General features: G+C 72.1%; 15 protein-coding genes. 3 read left to right on the forward strand and 12 right to left on the reverse strand.

What is annotated here, in order from left to right:
- Nucleotides 1-13 precede the first annotated feature (13 nt).
- Nucleotides 14-1,021: a GlxA family transcriptional regulator gene (locus tag ACGGAQ_RS01255; RefSeq protein ID WP_393043511.1), complete on the forward strand. Its 1,008-nt coding sequence runs from the start codon at nucleotides 14-16 to the stop codon at nucleotides 1,019-1,021.
- Nucleotides 1,022-1,370: 349 nt separating this feature from the next.
- Here the strand turns inward: ACGGAQ_RS01255 and ACGGAQ_RS01260 are convergent, their stop codons facing one another.
- The 8 genes from ACGGAQ_RS01260 to ACGGAQ_RS01295 all read right to left on the reverse strand — a co-directional run bounded on the left by ACGGAQ_RS01260 (nucleotide 1,371) and on the right by ACGGAQ_RS01295 (nucleotide 9,923).
- On the reverse strand, nucleotides 1,371-1,835 hold the full coding sequence (locus ACGGAQ_RS01260; protein WP_393043513.1) for a hypothetical protein: 465 nt from the start codon (nucleotides 1,833-1,835) through the stop codon (nucleotides 1,371-1,373).
- Nucleotides 1,836-1,863: 28 nt separating this feature from the next.
- Nucleotides 1,864-3,816, reverse strand: coding sequence for a VWA domain-containing protein (locus ACGGAQ_RS01265; RefSeq protein ID WP_393043515.1), 1,953 nt, complete (start codon nucleotides 3,814-3,816; stop codon nucleotides 1,864-1,866).
- Between the two features lie 2 nt (nucleotides 3,817-3,818).
- Complete coding sequence (locus tag ACGGAQ_RS01270) at nucleotides 3,819-5,270, reverse strand: magnesium chelatase (RefSeq protein ID WP_393043517.1); 1,452 nt, start codon at nucleotides 5,268-5,270, stop codon at nucleotides 3,819-3,821.
- Between the two features lie 66 nt (nucleotides 5,271-5,336).
- Nucleotides 5,337-6,416, reverse strand: coding sequence for a hypothetical protein (locus tag ACGGAQ_RS01275; RefSeq protein WP_393043519.1), 1,080 nt, complete (start codon nucleotides 6,414-6,416; stop codon nucleotides 5,337-5,339).
- Between the two features lie 76 nt (nucleotides 6,417-6,492).
- A complete protein-coding gene (locus tag ACGGAQ_RS01280) occupies nucleotides 6,493-7,143 on the reverse strand; it encodes a response regulator transcription factor (RefSeq protein WP_266249167.1) in 651 nt (216 codons plus the stop codon).
- Nucleotides 7,140-8,384: a histidine kinase gene (locus ACGGAQ_RS01285; RefSeq protein ID WP_393043521.1), complete on the reverse strand. Its 1,245-nt coding sequence runs from the start codon at nucleotides 8,382-8,384 to the stop codon at nucleotides 7,140-7,142. The genes ACGGAQ_RS01280 and ACGGAQ_RS01285 overlap by 4 nt, the downstream gene beginning before the upstream one ends.
- A 55-nt stretch (nucleotides 8,385-8,439) precedes the next feature.
- Entirely contained in the window at nucleotides 8,440-8,946 is a 507-nt protein-coding gene (locus ACGGAQ_RS01290) for a hemerythrin domain-containing protein (protein WP_393043523.1), read from the reverse strand.
- Nucleotides 8,943-9,923 (reverse strand): aldo/keto reductase, encoded by a 981-nt coding sequence (locus tag ACGGAQ_RS01295; protein WP_393043525.1) that lies wholly within the window; start codon nucleotides 9,921-9,923, stop codon nucleotides 8,943-8,945. The genes ACGGAQ_RS01290 and ACGGAQ_RS01295 overlap by 4 nt, the downstream gene beginning before the upstream one ends.
- Before the next feature lie 70 nt (nucleotides 9,924-9,993).
- On the opposite strand from ACGGAQ_RS01295, the gene mgrA reads away from it, so the two are divergent.
- On the forward strand, nucleotides 9,994-10,989 hold the full coding sequence (mgrA, locus tag ACGGAQ_RS01300; protein ID WP_393043527.1) for an L-glyceraldehyde 3-phosphate reductase: 996 nt from the start codon (nucleotides 9,994-9,996) through the stop codon (nucleotides 10,987-10,989).
- 28 nt (nucleotides 10,990-11,017) lie between these two features.
- Here the strand turns inward: mgrA and ACGGAQ_RS01305 are convergent, their stop codons facing one another.
- A complete protein-coding gene (locus tag ACGGAQ_RS01305; RefSeq protein WP_393043529.1) occupies nucleotides 11,018-11,929 on the reverse strand; it encodes a lytic polysaccharide monooxygenase in 912 nt (303 codons plus the stop codon).
- A gap of 140 nt (nucleotides 11,930-12,069) precedes the next feature.
- On the opposite strand from ACGGAQ_RS01305, the gene ACGGAQ_RS01310 reads away from it, so the two are divergent.
- Nucleotides 12,070-12,192 carry a 50S ribosomal protein L36 gene (locus ACGGAQ_RS01310; RefSeq protein ID WP_030490864.1) on the forward strand — a complete coding sequence of 41 codons (123 nt, stop codon included), beginning with the start codon at nucleotides 12,070-12,072 and terminating at the stop codon, nucleotides 12,190-12,192.
- A 182-nt stretch (nucleotides 12,193-12,374) separates the two neighbouring features.
- Here the strand turns inward: ACGGAQ_RS01310 and ACGGAQ_RS01315 are convergent, their stop codons facing one another.
- The 3 genes from ACGGAQ_RS01315 to ACGGAQ_RS01325 form a co-directional block, all read right to left on the reverse strand.
- Nucleotides 12,375-15,650, reverse strand: a complete 3,276-nt coding sequence (locus ACGGAQ_RS01315) for a S8 family serine peptidase (RefSeq protein WP_393043532.1) — start codon at nucleotides 15,648-15,650, stop codon at nucleotides 12,375-12,377.
- A gap of 114 nt (nucleotides 15,651-15,764) precedes the next feature.
- A complete protein-coding gene (locus ACGGAQ_RS01320; RefSeq protein ID WP_393043534.1) occupies nucleotides 15,765-16,439 on the reverse strand; it encodes a hypothetical protein in 675 nt (224 codons plus the stop codon).
- A gap of 8 nt (nucleotides 16,440-16,447) precedes the next feature.
- The gene (locus ACGGAQ_RS01325; RefSeq protein WP_393043536.1) at nucleotides 16,448-16,930 is read right to left on the reverse strand and encodes an RNA polymerase sigma factor; all 483 of its coding nucleotides are present in this window, start codon (nucleotides 16,928-16,930) and stop codon (nucleotides 16,448-16,450) included.
- Between the last annotated feature and the right edge of the window lie 39 nt (nucleotides 16,931-16,969).

Below are 16,969 nucleotides of genomic sequence, written 5' to 3' on the forward strand. Positions count from 1 at the left end.
CCGGAAAGCCATCATGCGCAATAATCGGGCCATGAGCACTGGCCCGCACCGGATCGCCGTCCTCGCCCTCGACCAGGTCGTCGGCCTCGATCTGGGCACCCCGTCCCAGGTCTTCAGCACCGCCCGGGGCGCGGACGACGAGTACCGCTACGACGTGCGGGTGTGCACCCCGGGTGGGCGGCCGGTCCGCAGCACCGCCGGCTTCCAGGTGCTCCCCGACCACGGGCTGGAACTGCTCGACACCGCCGACACGGTGATCGTCCCGGGCATCCACGACGGCGCCGCGCTGACCTCGGGCAGCATCGAGCCGGAGGTGGCCGAGGCGCTGCGGTCGGCGTACGAGCGGGGCGCGAGGATCATGTCGATCTGCACGGGCGCGTTCGTGCTGGCCGCGGCCGGCCTGCTCGACGGACGCCGGGCCACCACCCACTGGGCGTACGCCGAGCGGTTCCGCCGCCTGTACGACCGGGTGGACCTCGACCCGGACGTGCTCTTCATCGTCGACGACCGGGTGTTCACCTCGGCCGGAGTGGCCGCCGGCATCGACCTCTGCCTGCACGTCATCCGCCTCGACCACGGCAGCGAGGTCGCCAACCGGGCGGCCCGCCGCTGCGTGATGCCGCCGTGGCGCGACGGTGGGCAGGCGCAGTACATCGAGCAGCCGGTGCCGAAGGCGACCGACACCAGCACGGCGGGCGCCCGGGAGTGGGCGCGGCAGCGGCTGCACGAGCCGATCGCGCTGCGCGACCTGGCCGAGCAGTCGCGGATGAGCGTGCGCACCTTCACCCGACGCTTCCGCTCGGAGACCGGCCTGAGCCCCGCCCAGTGGCTGTTGCAACAGCGCACCGACCACGCGCGACTGCTGTTGGAGACGACCGACCTCACCGTCGACCAGATCGCCCACCGCTGCGGCTTCGGCACGACGGCCGCCCTACGCCAGCAACTCCACCAACGCATCGGCGTGGCCCCGTCGACCTACCGCCGCACCTTCCACCCCCGCCCCGAGCTGATCGAAACCTGAGCCGCCGCCCGCTGACTGCCAGCGTGCCCGGCTGCCCGCCGCAGACCCGCCCGCCACCGCACGCCCAGTCACCGCACCGCCGCTGGCGCACGCCCAGTCACCGCGTGCCCGCCGCCGCACGTCCGCCCACCGCACCGCCGCACGCCGCCGCGCCCACCCGCTCTAATGCGGGCCGGATACGCGAGTCCTTCCGGGGGCATTACTGCGATGAGCGATATACCTGTAAGTCATAAATATGACTCACAGGTATATCGCTCATCAGACCGAGACGCCGGAGGCCCGGCCACGCCGGACAGCGTGCCTGAACCCGGGGGCGCAGCGAACGGCGCCGCTCAACGGACAGCGCCGCTCAGGTGCGGAGCAGGTGCAGTTGGGCCTGGTGCTTCGGCAGGTGCACACGGGTGTGCAGGTCGAGGGTGCGGGACCAGGGCAGCGGCTCGTCGACGATGAGGTCGAAGCCCTCGCGGAGGTGCGTCTCGACCGGGGTCTCCGCTGCCAGGCCGAGCTGATCGACCAGCCCGCACAGCCGATCGCTGGTGCCGTGCAGCAGTGCGGTCAGGCCCCGCAGACCACCCTGCTCGGCGGCGAGCGCGTCGAGCTGCGGACGGTGGATGTCCTCTTCCAGCTCGTAGTAGGCGAATGGCGACCCGGCCAGCAACGCCTCGGTGGCCTGGATCATCAGCTCGTCGTTGGCGACCAGATGCGCGACGATCTGCTCGGCGCTGAGCTGCCCCTCCGGAGCCGGACCGAACTCACCAGCGTCGACCTCCGCGAACAGGGCGCCGTAAGCCCGCCGCAATCCCCCGCTCTCCATCCCCCCAGTCAACCCGCCCCGCCGGGAGTTAGCGGCGGGATTGGCGGGAGCGGAGGTAGTCGCTGACCACGTACTCGCCCAGGTCGTCGGTGTCCGGGGTGAACATGCGACCCCGGCTGCGCCGGGCCACCGCGTCGACGAAGCGGCGCAGACCCGGGTCGTCGCCGAGCATGAACAGGTTGAGGGTGGCGCCGTAGCGGCTGAGCTTGTCCACCTCGCGGACGGTCGCCTCGATCGTCTCCGGCAGCGGCGGCCAGTGGAACAGCGCCTCGCCGTCGTCCGGGTCCAGGTGGGCGGTCGGCTCCCCGTCGGTGACCACCAGGACCACCGGCTCGGCGTCCGGATGGCGGCGCAGGTGCCGGGCGGCCAGCCGCAGCGCGTGCTGAAGGTTCGTGCCCTGCTCCAGGTCCGGCTCCACCGCCGCCAGCTCCTGCTGGGTGAGGGTCATCGCCTCCCGGCCGAAGCCCACGATCTGCAGGGCGTCCTGTGGGAAACGGGTCTCCATCAGGTGCGCCAACGCGAGCGCCGTCTGCTTCATCGGCCCCCAACGGCCCTGCGAGATCATCGAGTACGACAGGTCGACGCAGAGCACCACCGCCGCGGACGCCCGCTTCTCGGTCTCCACCACCTCGAAGTCGTCCACGGCGAGCTGAAGCGGAACTGTCGGACCAGCTCGGCGGACCGCCCGGGTCAGCGTGCGGACCACGTCCAACGGCTGCTCGTCGCCGTACTCCCAGGGGCGGGACGCGCCGCTGACCTCGCCGGCGGCACCCGCCGAGCGTAGGTCGTGCTGACCGCGCGGCCCGGCGGTCAGCTCGGCGAAGACCCGCCGCAGCGCGGTCCCACCGAGGCGGCGCAACGCCTTCGGGCTCAGTGTGAGCCCGTCCGCGTCCCGGCTCACCCAGCCCTGCCGGCGCAGCTCCCGCTCCAGCTCACGCAACCGGCGGACGTCGTCGGCGGCGTCGCGGCCCAGCGTCCGGGCCACCGCGTCGACGTCCACGTCGTCCAGCGTGGCCCCGGGGTGTTCCTGGTCGAGCTGGTCCAGGAGGTCGTCCAGCTCGCCGATCTCACCCAGTGCCCCGGCCGCGTCGGCGTAGTCCAGCGGCTGCTCGCCCCGGACCCGCTCGCCACGCCCCCACCGCAGATCCGGTCGCAGCGCCCGCAGGTTCGCGTCGAGCGCGGACAGCTCCCCGGCGAGACGGTCGCCGAGTGACTGCTGCATGAGGCCGGCCAGCTCGGCGCGCTGCCGCTCGGAGAGCGAGTTCATCAGCCGCTCACCGGCCGCCGAGCGACGGGCCAGCACGTCGATCAGCTCGTCAACCGTCTCCGGCCGCTCCGGGAAGAAGTCACCGTGCCGGCGCATGAACTCGGCGAACGCGTCGGTGGTGTCCTCCGCACGGCCGTGCCGGGCCAGCAGGTCGTTCAGGTCCCGCATCATCTCGGCGAGTCGCTGCTGCGCCGCCGGATCGGCGGACGCGCGCACCGCGTCGCGCAGCCCGGCGAACCGCTGACCGAGGACGTCGTCGCGGAGCTGGTCGAGGATCTGCTGGTACGAGCGGCGGGCGTCCTCACTGGCCCACTGGTAGCCGGACAGCTCCTCGACCGCCCGCGCGGTGGAGCGGGGCAGGTTGTCCAGCACCGACTCGGCGAACCGCGCGCCGTCGTCGTCGCGGCCCCGCAGCTCGTCGCGCTCGGCGGCGAGCGCTTGGTCGAGCAGCGCCTGAGCCCGGGTCACCGCGCCGTCGAGATCGCCACGGCGCAGCGCCTCGCGGCGCAGCCGTCGCGCTCGGGCGGCCAGGTCGTCGAGCCCGCCACGCCCCTGCGGGCCACGGCGCAGCAGGTCGCGCAGCGCCTCCCGCAGGCTGCCGCCGGCCAGCACCTCGGCGCCGACGGCGTCCACCGCCTCACGCACGTCGTACGGGGGTGCGAGCGGGTCGGGCCCGCCGTTCCACTGCCCGTACCGGAACCGGTTGCCGGCCATGGTCAGCCCCGGCCGCCGTAGACGGTACGACCCGAGTCGGTCACGTCCTTGCCGAGCCGGCGGGTCAGGTGCAGCCCTTCCAGCACGAACTCGACGGCGGCGGCGGCCTCCTCCGGGGTGGGCGCGTCGCCCAGACCGAGCCGGTCCAGGACCTTGGCCAGGCCGGGCACGGTGCCCACCTGGCGCAGCAGCTCGGTGGAACCGACCAGCTCGCCGGTCTCGATCGCCGTCCCGTCCTCGACCAGGGCGGTGAACCCGGACAGGTCCAGGCCGGCCAGGTGGGCGCGGAACGTCTCGGCGGTGGCGGTCCGCAGCAGGTGGGCGAGGATCTCGATCTCCCGTCCCTCCTCGCCGCTCTCGAACTCCACCTTGCCGCGCAGTGTGCTGGTCACCGACACCGCGTCGCCGACCCGCGCCACCGCGGCCTCGGGCCGACCGTCCGGGTTGCCGGAGGCGGCGAGCAGGCCGGCGCGACGCAGCGCGGCACCGGCGACCGTCTCGGCGGCGGCGATCGCGAACCGGGCGGAGACGCCGGAGCGCGGGTCCACCGACGGGGACTCCCGCACCGCGCGGGCGAACCGGGCCAGCACCTCCAGCACGTGCTCCGGGACGGTGGCCACCAGGTCGGACTCCTGGCGGATCAGCGCCAGCTCCAACTCCAGGTCGACCGGGTAGTGGGTACGGATCTCCGCGCCGAAGCGGTCCTTGAGCGGGGTGATGATCCGGCCCCGGTTGGTGTAGTCCTCCGGGTTGGCGCTGGCCACCAGGAGCAGGTCCAGCGGCAGCCGCAGCTGGTAGCCGCGGACCTGGATGTCCCGCTCCTCCAGCACGTTGAGCAGCGCCACCTGGATCCGCTCGGCCAGGTCGGGCAGCTCGTTGACGGCGAAGATGCCCCGGTTGGTACGCGGCACCAACCCGAAGTGGATGGTCTCCGGGTCACCGAGGGTGCGTCCCTGGGCGATCCGGATCGGGTCGACGTCACCGATCAGGTCACCGACGCTGGTGTCGGGGGTGGCGAGTTTCTCGCCGTAGCGCATCGATCGGTGCAGCCAGCCGATCGGCAACTCGTCGCCGGCCTCGGCGACCTGGGCGACCGACGCGGGGGTGAGCGGGTGCATCGGGTGCTCGTTGAGCACCGAGCCGGGAATGACGGGGGTCCACTCGTCGAGCAGCCCGCCCAGCGCGCGGATCAGTCGGGTCTTGCCCTGGCCGCGCTCACCGAGCAGCACCATGTCGTGCCCGGCGAGCAGAGCCCGCTCGACCTCGGGCAGGACGCTGTCGTCGTAGCCGACGATGCCGGGGAAACGGGTCTCGCCGGAACGCATCCGGGAGAGAAGGTTGTCGCGGAGTTCCTGCTTGACGGTGCGGTACTGGTGACCGGCCGCGCGCAGCGCGCCGAGCGTGCCGGGCAGGTCGGCCGGTGGAACCGGGATTACCGGGGTAGGCGCAGTCACCCGAGTAACGCTAGCTCACATTCGCGGGGGCACCCCGGGCATCGAGGGGCACCCCCACTGCCACCCTCAGCCCCGTCCGCAGCGCCCGCAGGCTCCCCGGCGGCGCAGGTGGTACGCGTAGGTTGCCGCCGCGAGCGCCACGCCCCACAGCGGCCAGAGCAGCATCGGCGCCCCGGTCAGGCTGACGCCGCCGCCGGTGAGTTCCCAGAACCTGGGGTTGCTGAGCAGTCCCAGGCTGGCCGCGGTCACCGCGATGGCGACCAGGATGGCCGGCACCACGGCCAGCAGCACCGGCACCCGGCGACCGGCGAGCCCGACCATCCAGCGCGGGAACCGCTCGCCCCAGCCCTGCACCAGCCCGAGGGTGAGGATCGCGCCGACGGTGGCGAACGCGGCCAACCCGAACCCGGCCCAGACCATCCCGTTGTCCTGCATCTCGGTCAGGAACTCCCGGGAGATGCCGAGCGGGATGCCAGCCGCCCAGGCGAACCGGGTCGACGCGTACGTCAGGGGGATCGCCGCCGCGATGCCGGCGGCCCACCGACCCCAGCGCGCGGCGGCGGCCGGGGTGGTCCACCCCCGGTCGGTGTCGTCCCGCCCACAGCCGACGCAGGCCCCGGCGGTGCGGCGCTGCCAGACGAGCACCGCTCCGGCCAGCAGCAGCCCGCCGGCCAGCGCGGCGAACCGGCCGAAGAGCGCCCAGTTGAAGACGTCGGAGTAGTCGACCGGCGGCCAGCCGAACGGCGCGCCGACGATCAGGATCGGTAGGTAGCCGAGGACGATCAACACCCGCGCGTCCGGGACGACCACGGCGAGTCCGAACGCCACCGCCCAGCCGTAGCCGGCGAGCAGCGCCCGCAGCGGACCGGGCGGGCGGACCGCCGGGCGGCTCATGGCCAGGGCGGCCACCGCGGCGGTGAGCAGGACGCCGGCGAAGAGCGGGGTGGCCAGGTCCACCGGCACCAGGCGCAGCAGGTTGACGTCGCCGCCGTGCGTGTCGTTCGCGCCGAACGGGTAGCCGGCGCCGGTGAGCGTGCTGACCAGGGCGAGTACGCCCCACAGGCCGAGCCAACCGGCGGCCAGCGGGGCGAGCCGGTCCGGCCAGCGGGAGTCGGAACGGGGTCGGGATGCAGTGATCGTCGTCATGCTCTCAGCCTCGACCGACAGCCTGTCGAATCCCTCCCGGCCGGCGGTGAACCCGCTCCCCCGGGTGGGGGACCGATCAGCCGGACGGAGTGACGAAGCCGGACTCGTAGGCGGCGATCACGGCCTGCGTGCGGTCCCGGACGCCCAGCTTGGCCAGCACGTTGCCGACGTGCGTCTTGACCGTCTCCACCCCGACCACCAGGTGCGCGGCGATCTCCGGGTTGGACCGGCCGGTGGTCATCAGCCGCAGCACCTCGGCCTCCCGCTCGGTGAGCCGGGCGGCACGCAGTCGGTCGCCACCCGCCGGCCCGTACGCCCCGACAAGCTGGCGGATCGCGGCCGGGAACAGCAGCGACTCACCCGCCGCGACGACCCGGACCGCCTCGACCACCTCCGCCGGCCGGGCCCGTTTGAGCAGAAAGCCGGAGGCGCCGGCGCGCAGCGCCTCGTAGACGTACTCGTCGTTGGCGAACGTGGTGACCACCAGCACCCGGGGCGGGTCGGCGGAGGTGGCCAGCAGGTGCCGGGTGGCCTGAATGCCGTCGATGCCGGGCATCCGCACGTCCATCAGCACCACGTCCGGGCGGTGCCGGGCGACCAGGGGCGGTACCTCGGCGCCGTCGGCGGCCTCGGCGAGCACCCGCAGGTCGGGTTGGGCGTCGATGATGGCCCGCAGCCCGACCCGGATCAACTCGTCGTCGTCGACGATCAGCACACCTGTGGTCATCGCGCGTCCTCGTAGGGCAGGCGGGCCCGGATCAGCCAGCGGTCGCCGTCCGGTCCCACGGTGAGTCGACCGCCGAGCAGCAGCACCCGTTCCCGCATGCCGTCCAGACCCCGACCGGACCGCCCCGTGTCGGCCCGGTCGGGGCGGCTCATCGTGTTGACCAGTTCCAGCTCCAGCGCGTCCGGCCGCAGGTCCAGGCGCAGTGTCACCGGCCCGTGGCCGTAGCGGGCGGCGTTTGTCAGTCCCTCCTGGACGATCCGGTAGCCCTCCCGGGAGACGATCGCGGGCAGTCGCGCCGGGTCGCCGACGCGCTGCGCGTGCACGGTCAGCCCGGCCGCGCGGGTGTCGGCGACCAGCCGGTCCAGGTCGGCGAGGGTACGTTGCGGCGCCGCCGAGGGGCGGTCGCCGCCGGTCTCGCGGAGCAGCCCGAGCACGTGGTCCAGCTCGTCCATCGCGGTCCGTCCGGCCTCCTCGATGGCGGTGAGCGCCCGCCGGACGAACTCCGGATCGCTATCGAGCACCTCGCGGGCCGCGCCGGCCTGGAGGGTGGCCACGGTCAGCGCGTGACCGACCGAGTCGTGCAGTTCCCGGGCCAGCCGGTTGCGTTCGGCCAGTCGGGTGGCCCGCGCTTCCAGCGCGGCGATCCGTTCGGCCTGCGCGGGGCCGAGCAGCACCGGCGCCATCGAGACGGCGAGCGCGCCGAGCCCGGCGACGGCGTAGCCGAGGCCGACGAGCAGGGCCACCCCGGTCAGCGTCAGCCAGCCGCTGTCCCGTCCGTCCAGCGGCCCGAACCGCTCCTGGCTGGTCAGCTCGGCGCCCACACCGAACTGCTGGGCGATGAACGCCAGCGCCATCGGCAGGGCACCGAACAGCGCGATCATCACCAGAGCGCCGATGATGAGGTGCGTGGCGATCCAGAGCGCGCTGCGCAGGCGGCTCTCCCGGTCGCCGCGGCGCCCCGGCGCGGGGTCGGGCAGGTCGACGCCGAGCAGCGCGCGTGCGGCGGCGATCTCCAGTGCCCGGCTGCCGTCCAGCAGCAGCGGCACCACGGCGATCAGCGCCGCGATCACCAGGAGGGCGTACACCAGTGGGCGGGGGATCGTCGAGTCGGTGAGCAGTTGCGCGAAGGTCACCGCGAGGACCCCGTACGGCAGCGCCAGCACACCACCGAGCAGCAGGAACACGCCGCGTCGCCAGGTGCTGCCGGCCACCAGCGGGGCCAGTGCCGCGCGCAAGGTCATGCGGTCATTCTGCTGCCGTCACCCCGAGGTGCGACTCCCCCGCACCGGGGAGATCTCAGCGGTGGTCGGCGACGTACGCCTGCGGGTCCTTGTCGCGGAACGGCAGGTCGCGGCCGTTCTTGTGCTCGCCGTAGAAGGTCAGCCAGCGCTGGCCCAGCTCGGCGCGCAGTTCGAAGCTGGCGTGCCGGCGGAAGTCGGGCAGCGCCTCGTCCTCCTCCTCGGCGAGGTGCTCGCTGTTCTCCCGGCGGGCCGTGCCGACGGCCTCCCACCAGGGCTTCGAGCCGACCGGGTGCAGCTTGGACTCGGCGATGGCGTCCCGGATCTTGTTGTGGTCGCCGATCGCGTCGGCGGTCTCGTCCTCGCCGTCGTCACCGTGCTTGACCAGGTGCGGGTAGAGGATCGCCTCCTCCGCCTCGGCGTGGATGTCCAGGTGCAGGGCGAGTGCCTCCCAGATGGCCAGCAGCTCCTGCTCGTCGCGGGCGTCGTCGAGGCGGGCGAAGCCGCGCCGGAAGGAGGCGTGGTCGTCCAGGATCAGTGCGGTGATGTCGTCCACTGTGCTCATTTCTCCGTCGGGCCGGCGATCCGGCTACGCAGCATCCGGGGCACCGCGGCGAGCCCGGTGACCGGGCGGAACCGCTTGGCGGCCTCGGCCAGCGCCGCGTACTCGTCGTCGGTGAGGTCGAGGTCGGCCGCCGCGGCATTGCGTTCCATCTGTTCCACGCTCGACGCGCCGGGAATGGCCAGCACGTTCGGGTGACGCAGCAGGTACGCCAGCGCGATCTGGCTGGGAGTGGCGTCGTGTGCCTCGGCGACCTGGCGCAGCGTGTCGATCAGGACGGCGCCCCGCTCCAGGTTCTCCGGCAGGAAGTACGGGTTGGCGCGGCGGACCGCCCCGGTCGGCGGGTTCTTCGCGTCGTACCGGCCGGACAGGAAGCCCTGCGCCAGCGGGCTGTACGCGATGACGACCCGGCCGGTCTGCCGCGCGTACGGCAGCAGGTCCTGTTCGGGCGCGCGGTCCAGCATGCTGTAGCGGACCTGGTTGCTGAGCACCCGCCGGCCGAGTGCGGCCTCGGCGACCTGCCAGCGGCGCAGCCCGTAGTTGCTCACCCCGACCTCACCGACCAGCCCGACGTCCTGCAGAGCCCGCATACCGCGCATGGTGGTGTGGTCGGCGACCAGCGGGTTGGGCTGGTGCACCTGGTAGAGGTCGATGCTGGTGACGCCGAGGCGGGCCGCCGAGGCGACCGCCCGCTGCTGCACCACCGCGGCCACCGGCAGCACGGGGAAGATCTTGCTGGCGACCATGACCTTGGGCCGGTCGTCGCCGAGCGCCGCGCCGAGGATCCGCTCGCTGCGCCCGAACCCGTAGATCTCCGCGGTGTCGAAGACGGTCACGCCCAGCTCGACGGCCCGTCGGACGATCTGCGCGGCCCGCTGCTCGAAGTCGGGGCCGTAGCCCCACTCACGGGAGCCGAACTGCCAGGTGCCGAGGCCGATCTTGGAGAGCGGTTTGGGGGTGTCGAGGGCGATGAACCGCATGGCCTCGAAACTACCCGGTTGTCCCGGTTTCCACGCCCGATCCCCGGCACCACTGGCCGGAGCTACGCTCATGATCGTGACCTACCTCGCCGCGGATGACCGCTACGACACCATGACCTACCGGCGCAGCGGACGCAGTGGCCTGCGGCTGCCCGTCGTCTCCCTCGGGCTCTGGCACAACTTCGGCCCGGACCGCCCGTTCGACCGCCAGCGCGACATCGTCCGACGCGCCTTCGACCTGGGCGTCACCCACTTTGACCTGGCCAACAACTACGGCCCGCCGCCCGGTTCGGCCGAGGAGAACTTCGGCCGGCTGCTCGCCACGGACCTCAAGCCGTACCGGGACGAGCTGGTCATCTCCAGCAAGGCCGGCTACCTGATGTGGCCCGGCCCGTACGGCGAGTGGGGCTCGCGCAAGAACCTGATCTCGTCGCTGGACCAGTCGCTGGGCCGGATGGGCCTGGACTACGTCGACATCTTCTACTCGCACCGCTTCGACCCGGACACCCCGCTTGAGGAGACGATGGGCGCGTTGGACGCGATCGTCCGCTCCGGCAAGGCGCTCTACGTGGGCGTCTCGAACTACAACTCGGAGCAGACCGCGCGGGCCGCCGCGATCCTGCGCGAGCTGGGCACGCCGCTGCTGATCAACCAGCCGTCGTACTCGATGCTCAACCGCTGGACCGAGGCCGACCGCCTGCTCGACACGTTGGAGGAGGTCGGGGCCGGCTGCATCGCGTACAGCCCTCTCGCTCAGGGTCTGCTGACCGATCGCTACCTGGGTGGCATCCCGGCCGACTCGCGGGTGCGCACCAGCGTCTTTCTCAACGAGAGCGACCTCAGCGACGAGAAGATGGCCACCATCCGAGGGCTCGGCACGGTCGCCGAGCGGCGCGGCCAGTCCCTCGCGCAGCTCGCGCTGGCCTGGGCGCTGCGCGACCCGCGGATGACCAGCCTCATCATCGGTGCGAGCAGCGTCGAGCAGTTGGAGACCAACATCGCCGCGGTCAACAACCTCGACTTCACCGCCGAGGAGCTGGCTGAGATCGACCGGCTGCTGAGCTGAGCGTCGTCGGGTCGAGCGGCGGGCCGGATCACCAGATCCGGCGCCGCCCGGCCCGGTGGTTGCGGACCTCGCACTGCCGTCCCACCGGCGCCGCCGCGCCGCGTCGTCGCCGGCCCACGCCGACCAGGGCCAGGACCAGCACGACGGCGGCACCGGCCAGCACGGGCCACCGCGCGCCGAGGTCGGTCACCGACGCCACCGGCACGCCCGGGTCGGCCGCCGCCGCCACCGCCGCCGGGTCGGTGGCGGCCGGCTTGCTGGCGGCGGTACGCGGAGCAGCCGGGGCGGCCTTCGTCGCGCTCTTCGTCGCGCCGCTCCGCGCCGTGCGAAACACGACATCCGAGCAGGAGTAGTAGGTGTCCGGGGTGTTCGAGTTCTGCCAGATCGTGTAGATCAGGTGCCGGCCGCTGCGGTCCGCCGGCAGCCGGCCCGCCAGCTGGTACGCCCCGCCCCGCACCGGCGGGTCGGTCCGGGTCAGAAACGGCCGCGACTCCAGATCCGACCAGGTCAACGGCTTGCGGGGGTCGTAGTCGGGCTTGGTGACGTAGAGCCGGAAGGTGCCCCGGTGCTCGATGGTCGTCCGGTATCGGAAGGTGAACGTCGCGCCCGTGGTCAACTCGGTGCTCGGCCAGTCGGTGCGGGGCAGGTCCAGCCCCCGGTACGCGGACAGCCCACCGCTGCACAGCTCACCGTCCGGGATCCGTTCCCGGTCCCGACCGTTGATGGCCGAGACGCGTACGTTGTCCCATTCCCGGACCGCCGCGCCCGCCGCCACCGCCGCCCGACAGGCCGCACTGGCGGCGTGCCGGCCCTCGGGCCCACAGGCCGCCGCCCGGCTGATCGGGTCGGTGGGGGCGCCGTGCGCCCAGGCGGGCGCCGCGCCCAGCGGTGCGGTCGCCACGGCGACCAGCACGGCGGCGAGCACTCGACGCACGCTCATGGCTTGACCTCCCGCGCAGTGGTACGGACGCGGGACGCCAAAGGTTCGACCGCTCGGGGCCCGGGAATCGCCGGGTGGGCCTCGGCGTTTCGATAGGCGGTACGGATTTCAGGCCAGACCCCCAGGCCGAGGAGGCAGACATGAAGGTACGTAGCTCGTTGCGTGCGCTGAAGCAGAAGCCGGGTTCGGTGGTGGTCCGTCGTCGCGGCCGGGTGGTCGTGGTGAACCGCGCGAACCCGCAGTGGAAGAGCCGTCAGGGCTGATAAACCCTATATCGTACATATAGCCAAGAACGCCCCGACCGGAAGGCATCCGGTCGGGGCGTTTTCGCGCGCCCCCGCAGGTCGGTGGAGGCGGCGAAGGCCCAGGGGATCCATGGCCGGTGAGCGCGGATCGGTGCTCGGGGCGGATGCCGCTCGACGGGCCGCATCCGCCCCGGCACTGCTTACCGCACGACGTACGCGCGGATCACGGTAACCGTGGCGGTGTTTCCCGTGCGGTCGGTGGCGGTCGCGCGCAGCGAGACGTGACCGCCTGCCGGGTTGATCACCCGCAGCGTCCGTCGGTCGGCGCTGACCGGGGCGGGCCGCCAGGTCTTCCCGTCGTCCACCGAGAACTGCGCGGTGAGCGTGCGGTTGGCGGTGGCCGCCGAGCCGGCCAGCGGCGTCACGGTGACCGGCACGGTGAAGGCGCCGGCCGGCGCGGCGTTGTTGCTGTCCAAGGGCGGGCTGAACCCGACAGTGGACAGCGGCAGCCGGGTGTCGCCGTTCGCCGAGGAGAACGTCCACGCACCGCTGACCGCAGTGCTCAGCCGGTGCGGCGCCGGACTGGTGGCCGACATCTCCAGCCGGTAGTCGCGTCGCTCCGGCGGCACCGTGAACGTGCCGTCCAGGGATGCGGTCTCGCCGACCAGGGCACCATCGGCGTACAGGGCGGTCCGCGCGTTGCCCGTCAGGTATCGCTGGCCCCAGTGTCCGGAGCCCTCGCCGAACAACGGGATGCTGGCCCCGATCGTGTCGTCCTTCCGGAAGACGGTGTCGAAGTCACCGTCGGCGACACCGGGATCCAGGGGCGCGAAGACGGCCCTGTTCCAGTCCTGCTGGTAGACCCGACCGGCCGTGAACGCCTGCGCCGGTCCGGCCGTCTGCGTGATCCGTTCCGGCCCGTACTCCGGGTCGGTCTGCACCTGCTGCTCGAAGGTGGTGCTCCACTGCACACCGCCCTGCGTGCCGAGATATTCGGTGCGCTCGAACGGCAGCGAGAATGGCAGGCCGACCGTGCCGCCGTTGACCGTGCCGACGACCGGCCAGTTGTACTTCGCGCCGGTGGCGCCGTCGGCCTCGCGGGCGTAGCGAGCCTTCACCGTGGCCAGCTCGGCCGCGGTGACCTGCTTGTCGAAACCGGTGTAGAAGACCCCTTGGCGGGTGTACGAGGTCTCGTACGTGTAAGGGCTGTCGCGGAACCCTTCGGCGTCGTTCTTCCACCTGGCGAAGACGCTGGAGATCGAACTTTGGAACCCGGTCAGCGCCTGCGCGGAACCGATCTGGCCGACGTACAGGTCGCCGGGTACCACGGATTCGCTCGTAAAGCCGGCATTCCGCGCCGTCCAGTACGCGTCGACCTTGGCCGTGGCCTGCCGGGCGTCCGCGCGTGGAACCCTGATGGTGACCGGACGGGCCGCACGGGCGTCAAGGGTCACGGTCCTCGTGGCGTCGGCCACGAAGCTGGTCTGCACCAGCATTGTGGTGTCCGCCTGGCCGTAGACATTGCCGATCAGGCCGTACGTGCCCTTTGGCAGCCGCACCGTCTGCGCCTCCTCGCCGTCGAAGAGCTGGTACGAGCGAGGGGTGTCCTGCCCGATGAGCAGGTCCCAGTAGTTGCGGTTCAGCAGCCCGTCCCGGTCGAGGTGGCGGAACGTGATGTCGTAGCTCTCCACCTCGCGCTCGACCGCCGTCGGGGTCTCGACCCGGACGCCGCCGGGGGCGGTGGCCACGACCCGGGCGCTCCGGATCCCGTCCGGACCCCCGACGCGGGTGTCGGACGTGACTGTCGTCGTCGCGGTCCCGCCGGCCGGCACGGTCAGGCTGGACGCGGCGACCGTGAAGGTGTCCGCGTCGCCCTCGACGGCCACGGCCAGGGTGACCGGCGCGGTTCCGCCGTTGCGGTAGGTGAGGGTCCTCGTGACAGGCGTGTCGTCGGTGTGCGGCCACTCCTGCTCGCCGAAGCTGACACTGCCCTCGTCCACCGAGATCGTCTGACGCACCGCCCGGGCGACGTCGAGCCGCCCTGCGCCCTGGCCGAACACGTCGATCCCCTCGCCCGGTTGCGCGGCGCCCATCAGCAGCGTCTTGCGCTGACGCGATGACCAGCCGGGGTGCTGCTGGGTGACGATGGCGGCCGCGCCGGCCACCATCGGCGCGGCCATCGAGGTGCCCGACAGGCTCGTGTACCGGTCGGAGACCGGGGCACCCGCATGTCCGGCGGCGGCCCGCGCCGCCACGATGCCCACACCGGGTGCGGTGATGTCCGGCTTGATCGCCCGGTCACCGAGGCGCGGACCACGGCTCGAGAAGCCGGCCAGGCGATCCTCGTCATCGACCGCGCCAACCGCCAGTCCGGCGTCGGCGGTGGCCGGCGATCCAACCGTCCCACTACCGCTCAGGCCCTGATTGCCGGCCGAGAGGACGAACAGCGTGCCGTACGCCGCAGTCAGGTCCTCAACCGCCTGCTCCAGGGGGTCGATCTCGGGGGAGTCGCCGCCACTGAGGCTCATGTTGACCACCGGGGCCTTCTGGGCGGCCCACTGCATCCCGGCCAGGATCGCCGACTCGTCGCAGTAGTTGCCCTCGCACACCTTGCCCACGACGAGCTTCGCGCCCGGCGCCACACCCCTGTACTTACCGCCCGAGGCGGCGCCGCTGCCGGCGATGATGGAAGCGACGTGCGTGCCGTGGCCGTCGATGTCGTCCGCCACGGAACCCTCGAGGAAGTTCTCGTTCGCCACGATCCTGCCGGCGAAGTCCGGGTGTCCGGCGTCGATTCCGCTGTCGAGCACCGCCACCGTCACGCCGGTGCCGTCCAGACCCTGCTGCCAGGCAGCCGGCACGCCGACCTGCGCCACTGCGGTGTCGAGGGTGAGCGTGCGCTTACCGTCCAACCAGACCTTGTCGACGCCTGGGCTCAGGGACCGGCCGGCCGCCGCGTCCCGGGTCAACGAATTCCACAGGTCGGCCTTCTCGGCGCGCGACGCACGCACCGCAAGCATCCCCATCCCGGAAATGTCTCGACCCACTCTGGCGCTCGTACCGACAGCTGCCCGCGCGCTCGCGCTCTTTTCGTACGCGAGAAGCAGGGGCAGGTCCCGGTCGCCGGTGTAGCCGAACTCGGTAAGTGCGGTGAGGTCGAACAACCGCTTGTCCAGCCGACCCTGGCGCAGCAACGGCAGCGCGTCGACCGGGATCACGAGGCGGTGACCGTCACTTGTCTGATTCACGAAGCGGACTCCGGCACGACCGGGCGCACGCTCGATGGCGGTGCCGCCCTGCGCGGAGACGACGACCCGGTCACCTGTGATCAGCGTGACGCTTACCGACTCCGCTGCGCGACTCCCCTTCTGCGCCGCAGCCGGCACTGCCTCGGCCCCGGCGGGCGTGGTGGCACCGAGTGCCGCCGCGATGGTCCCGGCCAGCAGAGCGGCTGCGACATTGCGTCTACGAATCACGAATTCTTCACCGACAAGTCAGACATGGGCTTCCCTCTCAGGAATCACGGAGAACGTGGGACGCGAAGACGCCGGTCCGGTACGGATCGAGTCCGTACCGGACCGGCTCCCGGGTCAGCTCACGACGGACCGGCAGTTCATCGGGGCGTCCTTCGGCACCAGGGCCCAGGCCACCTTCGCGTAGTCCCCGCCCTTGTGAACCGGGAAGACACTGAAGTGCAGGATGCTGCTCTTCGGCATCTTCGCCGGCGTGATCACCCACTCCGAATCCCCGAACACGCCGTCCTCGTTGGCCCCGTCGATCCGCTCGAACCTCAGGACGTCCTTGATCTGGGGCAGTTCCTTGCCCTCTGGCGTACACAGGACGCCGGCCTTGACGACTGTCGCGACGCCGGCGTCGGCCAGCGCCTTCTCCAGTGCCTCGGGATTGATCACCTGCTTGGACTTCAGGCGCACCTGCACCGATCCGTCCGCCTGCTTGACCACCGAGAACGCCGCCGGTTCCATGGCCGGCGCCGTAGCGACTCCGGCCGAGGCCGCCGGCGCGTCGGTGCCGCCGGCCGCGGTGTTGCCGGCCGGGGACGAGCCGGAGAGGCCGGAGCCGATCGGCAGAGCCAGCGCGAGGGCGAGGGCGGCCAGCGCGGCGAGTCCCCCACCGGCCGCCACACCGAGCACGCCACGGTTACGCCGCCGCGCCCGCCCGCGCTCCTCGATCGCCTCGACCGGACGGTCCATCCGCACGCCGGAAAGAGTTTGTCTCATCGCGTTGAGCACCTCATCCTCGTTCATTTCGAGTCCTAACTGGTCACGGGCACGAATTGCGCCCGCAGGGTCGCTGTGGCGCGAGACAGGTGGACGGCTACGGTCCGCGGTGAGATGCCCAGTTCGTCGGCCACGGTGTTGGTGTCCAGGTCAAGCCAGACCCGCAACACGATCACCTCGCGTTGCCGTTTCGGCAGCCCACGAATGGCGGTCAGCATCGCCTGGTCGACGTCGTGAACGTCGTCGTCCGGCCGGGGCAGATCGTGGCCGTCGAAGGCGACCTCGCGCCGACGCCGCCGCCACCAGGACACCCGGACGTTGAGGGCGGTGCGCACCACCCACGCCGTCGGTGCCGGATGCCGACTCACCTTTCGCCACGACGCCCAGGCCCGCGCGAACGCCTCAGCGACCAGATCCTCCGCCAGCGCACGATCACCCGTACTGGCCACCACGGCACGCAGGCAGTTGTCCCGGCAGCGCTGGTAGAAGTCCGCGAAGTCCTTCCGTTCTTGCTCCACACCTGGCACACGCATGAGCACGGTGAAGCATTTACCGCA

The sequence above is a fragment of the Micromonospora sp. NPDC047557 genome, from assembly GCF_043205095.1.
Taxonomy (GTDB): Bacteria; Actinomycetota; Actinomycetes; order Mycobacteriales; family Micromonosporaceae; genus Micromonospora.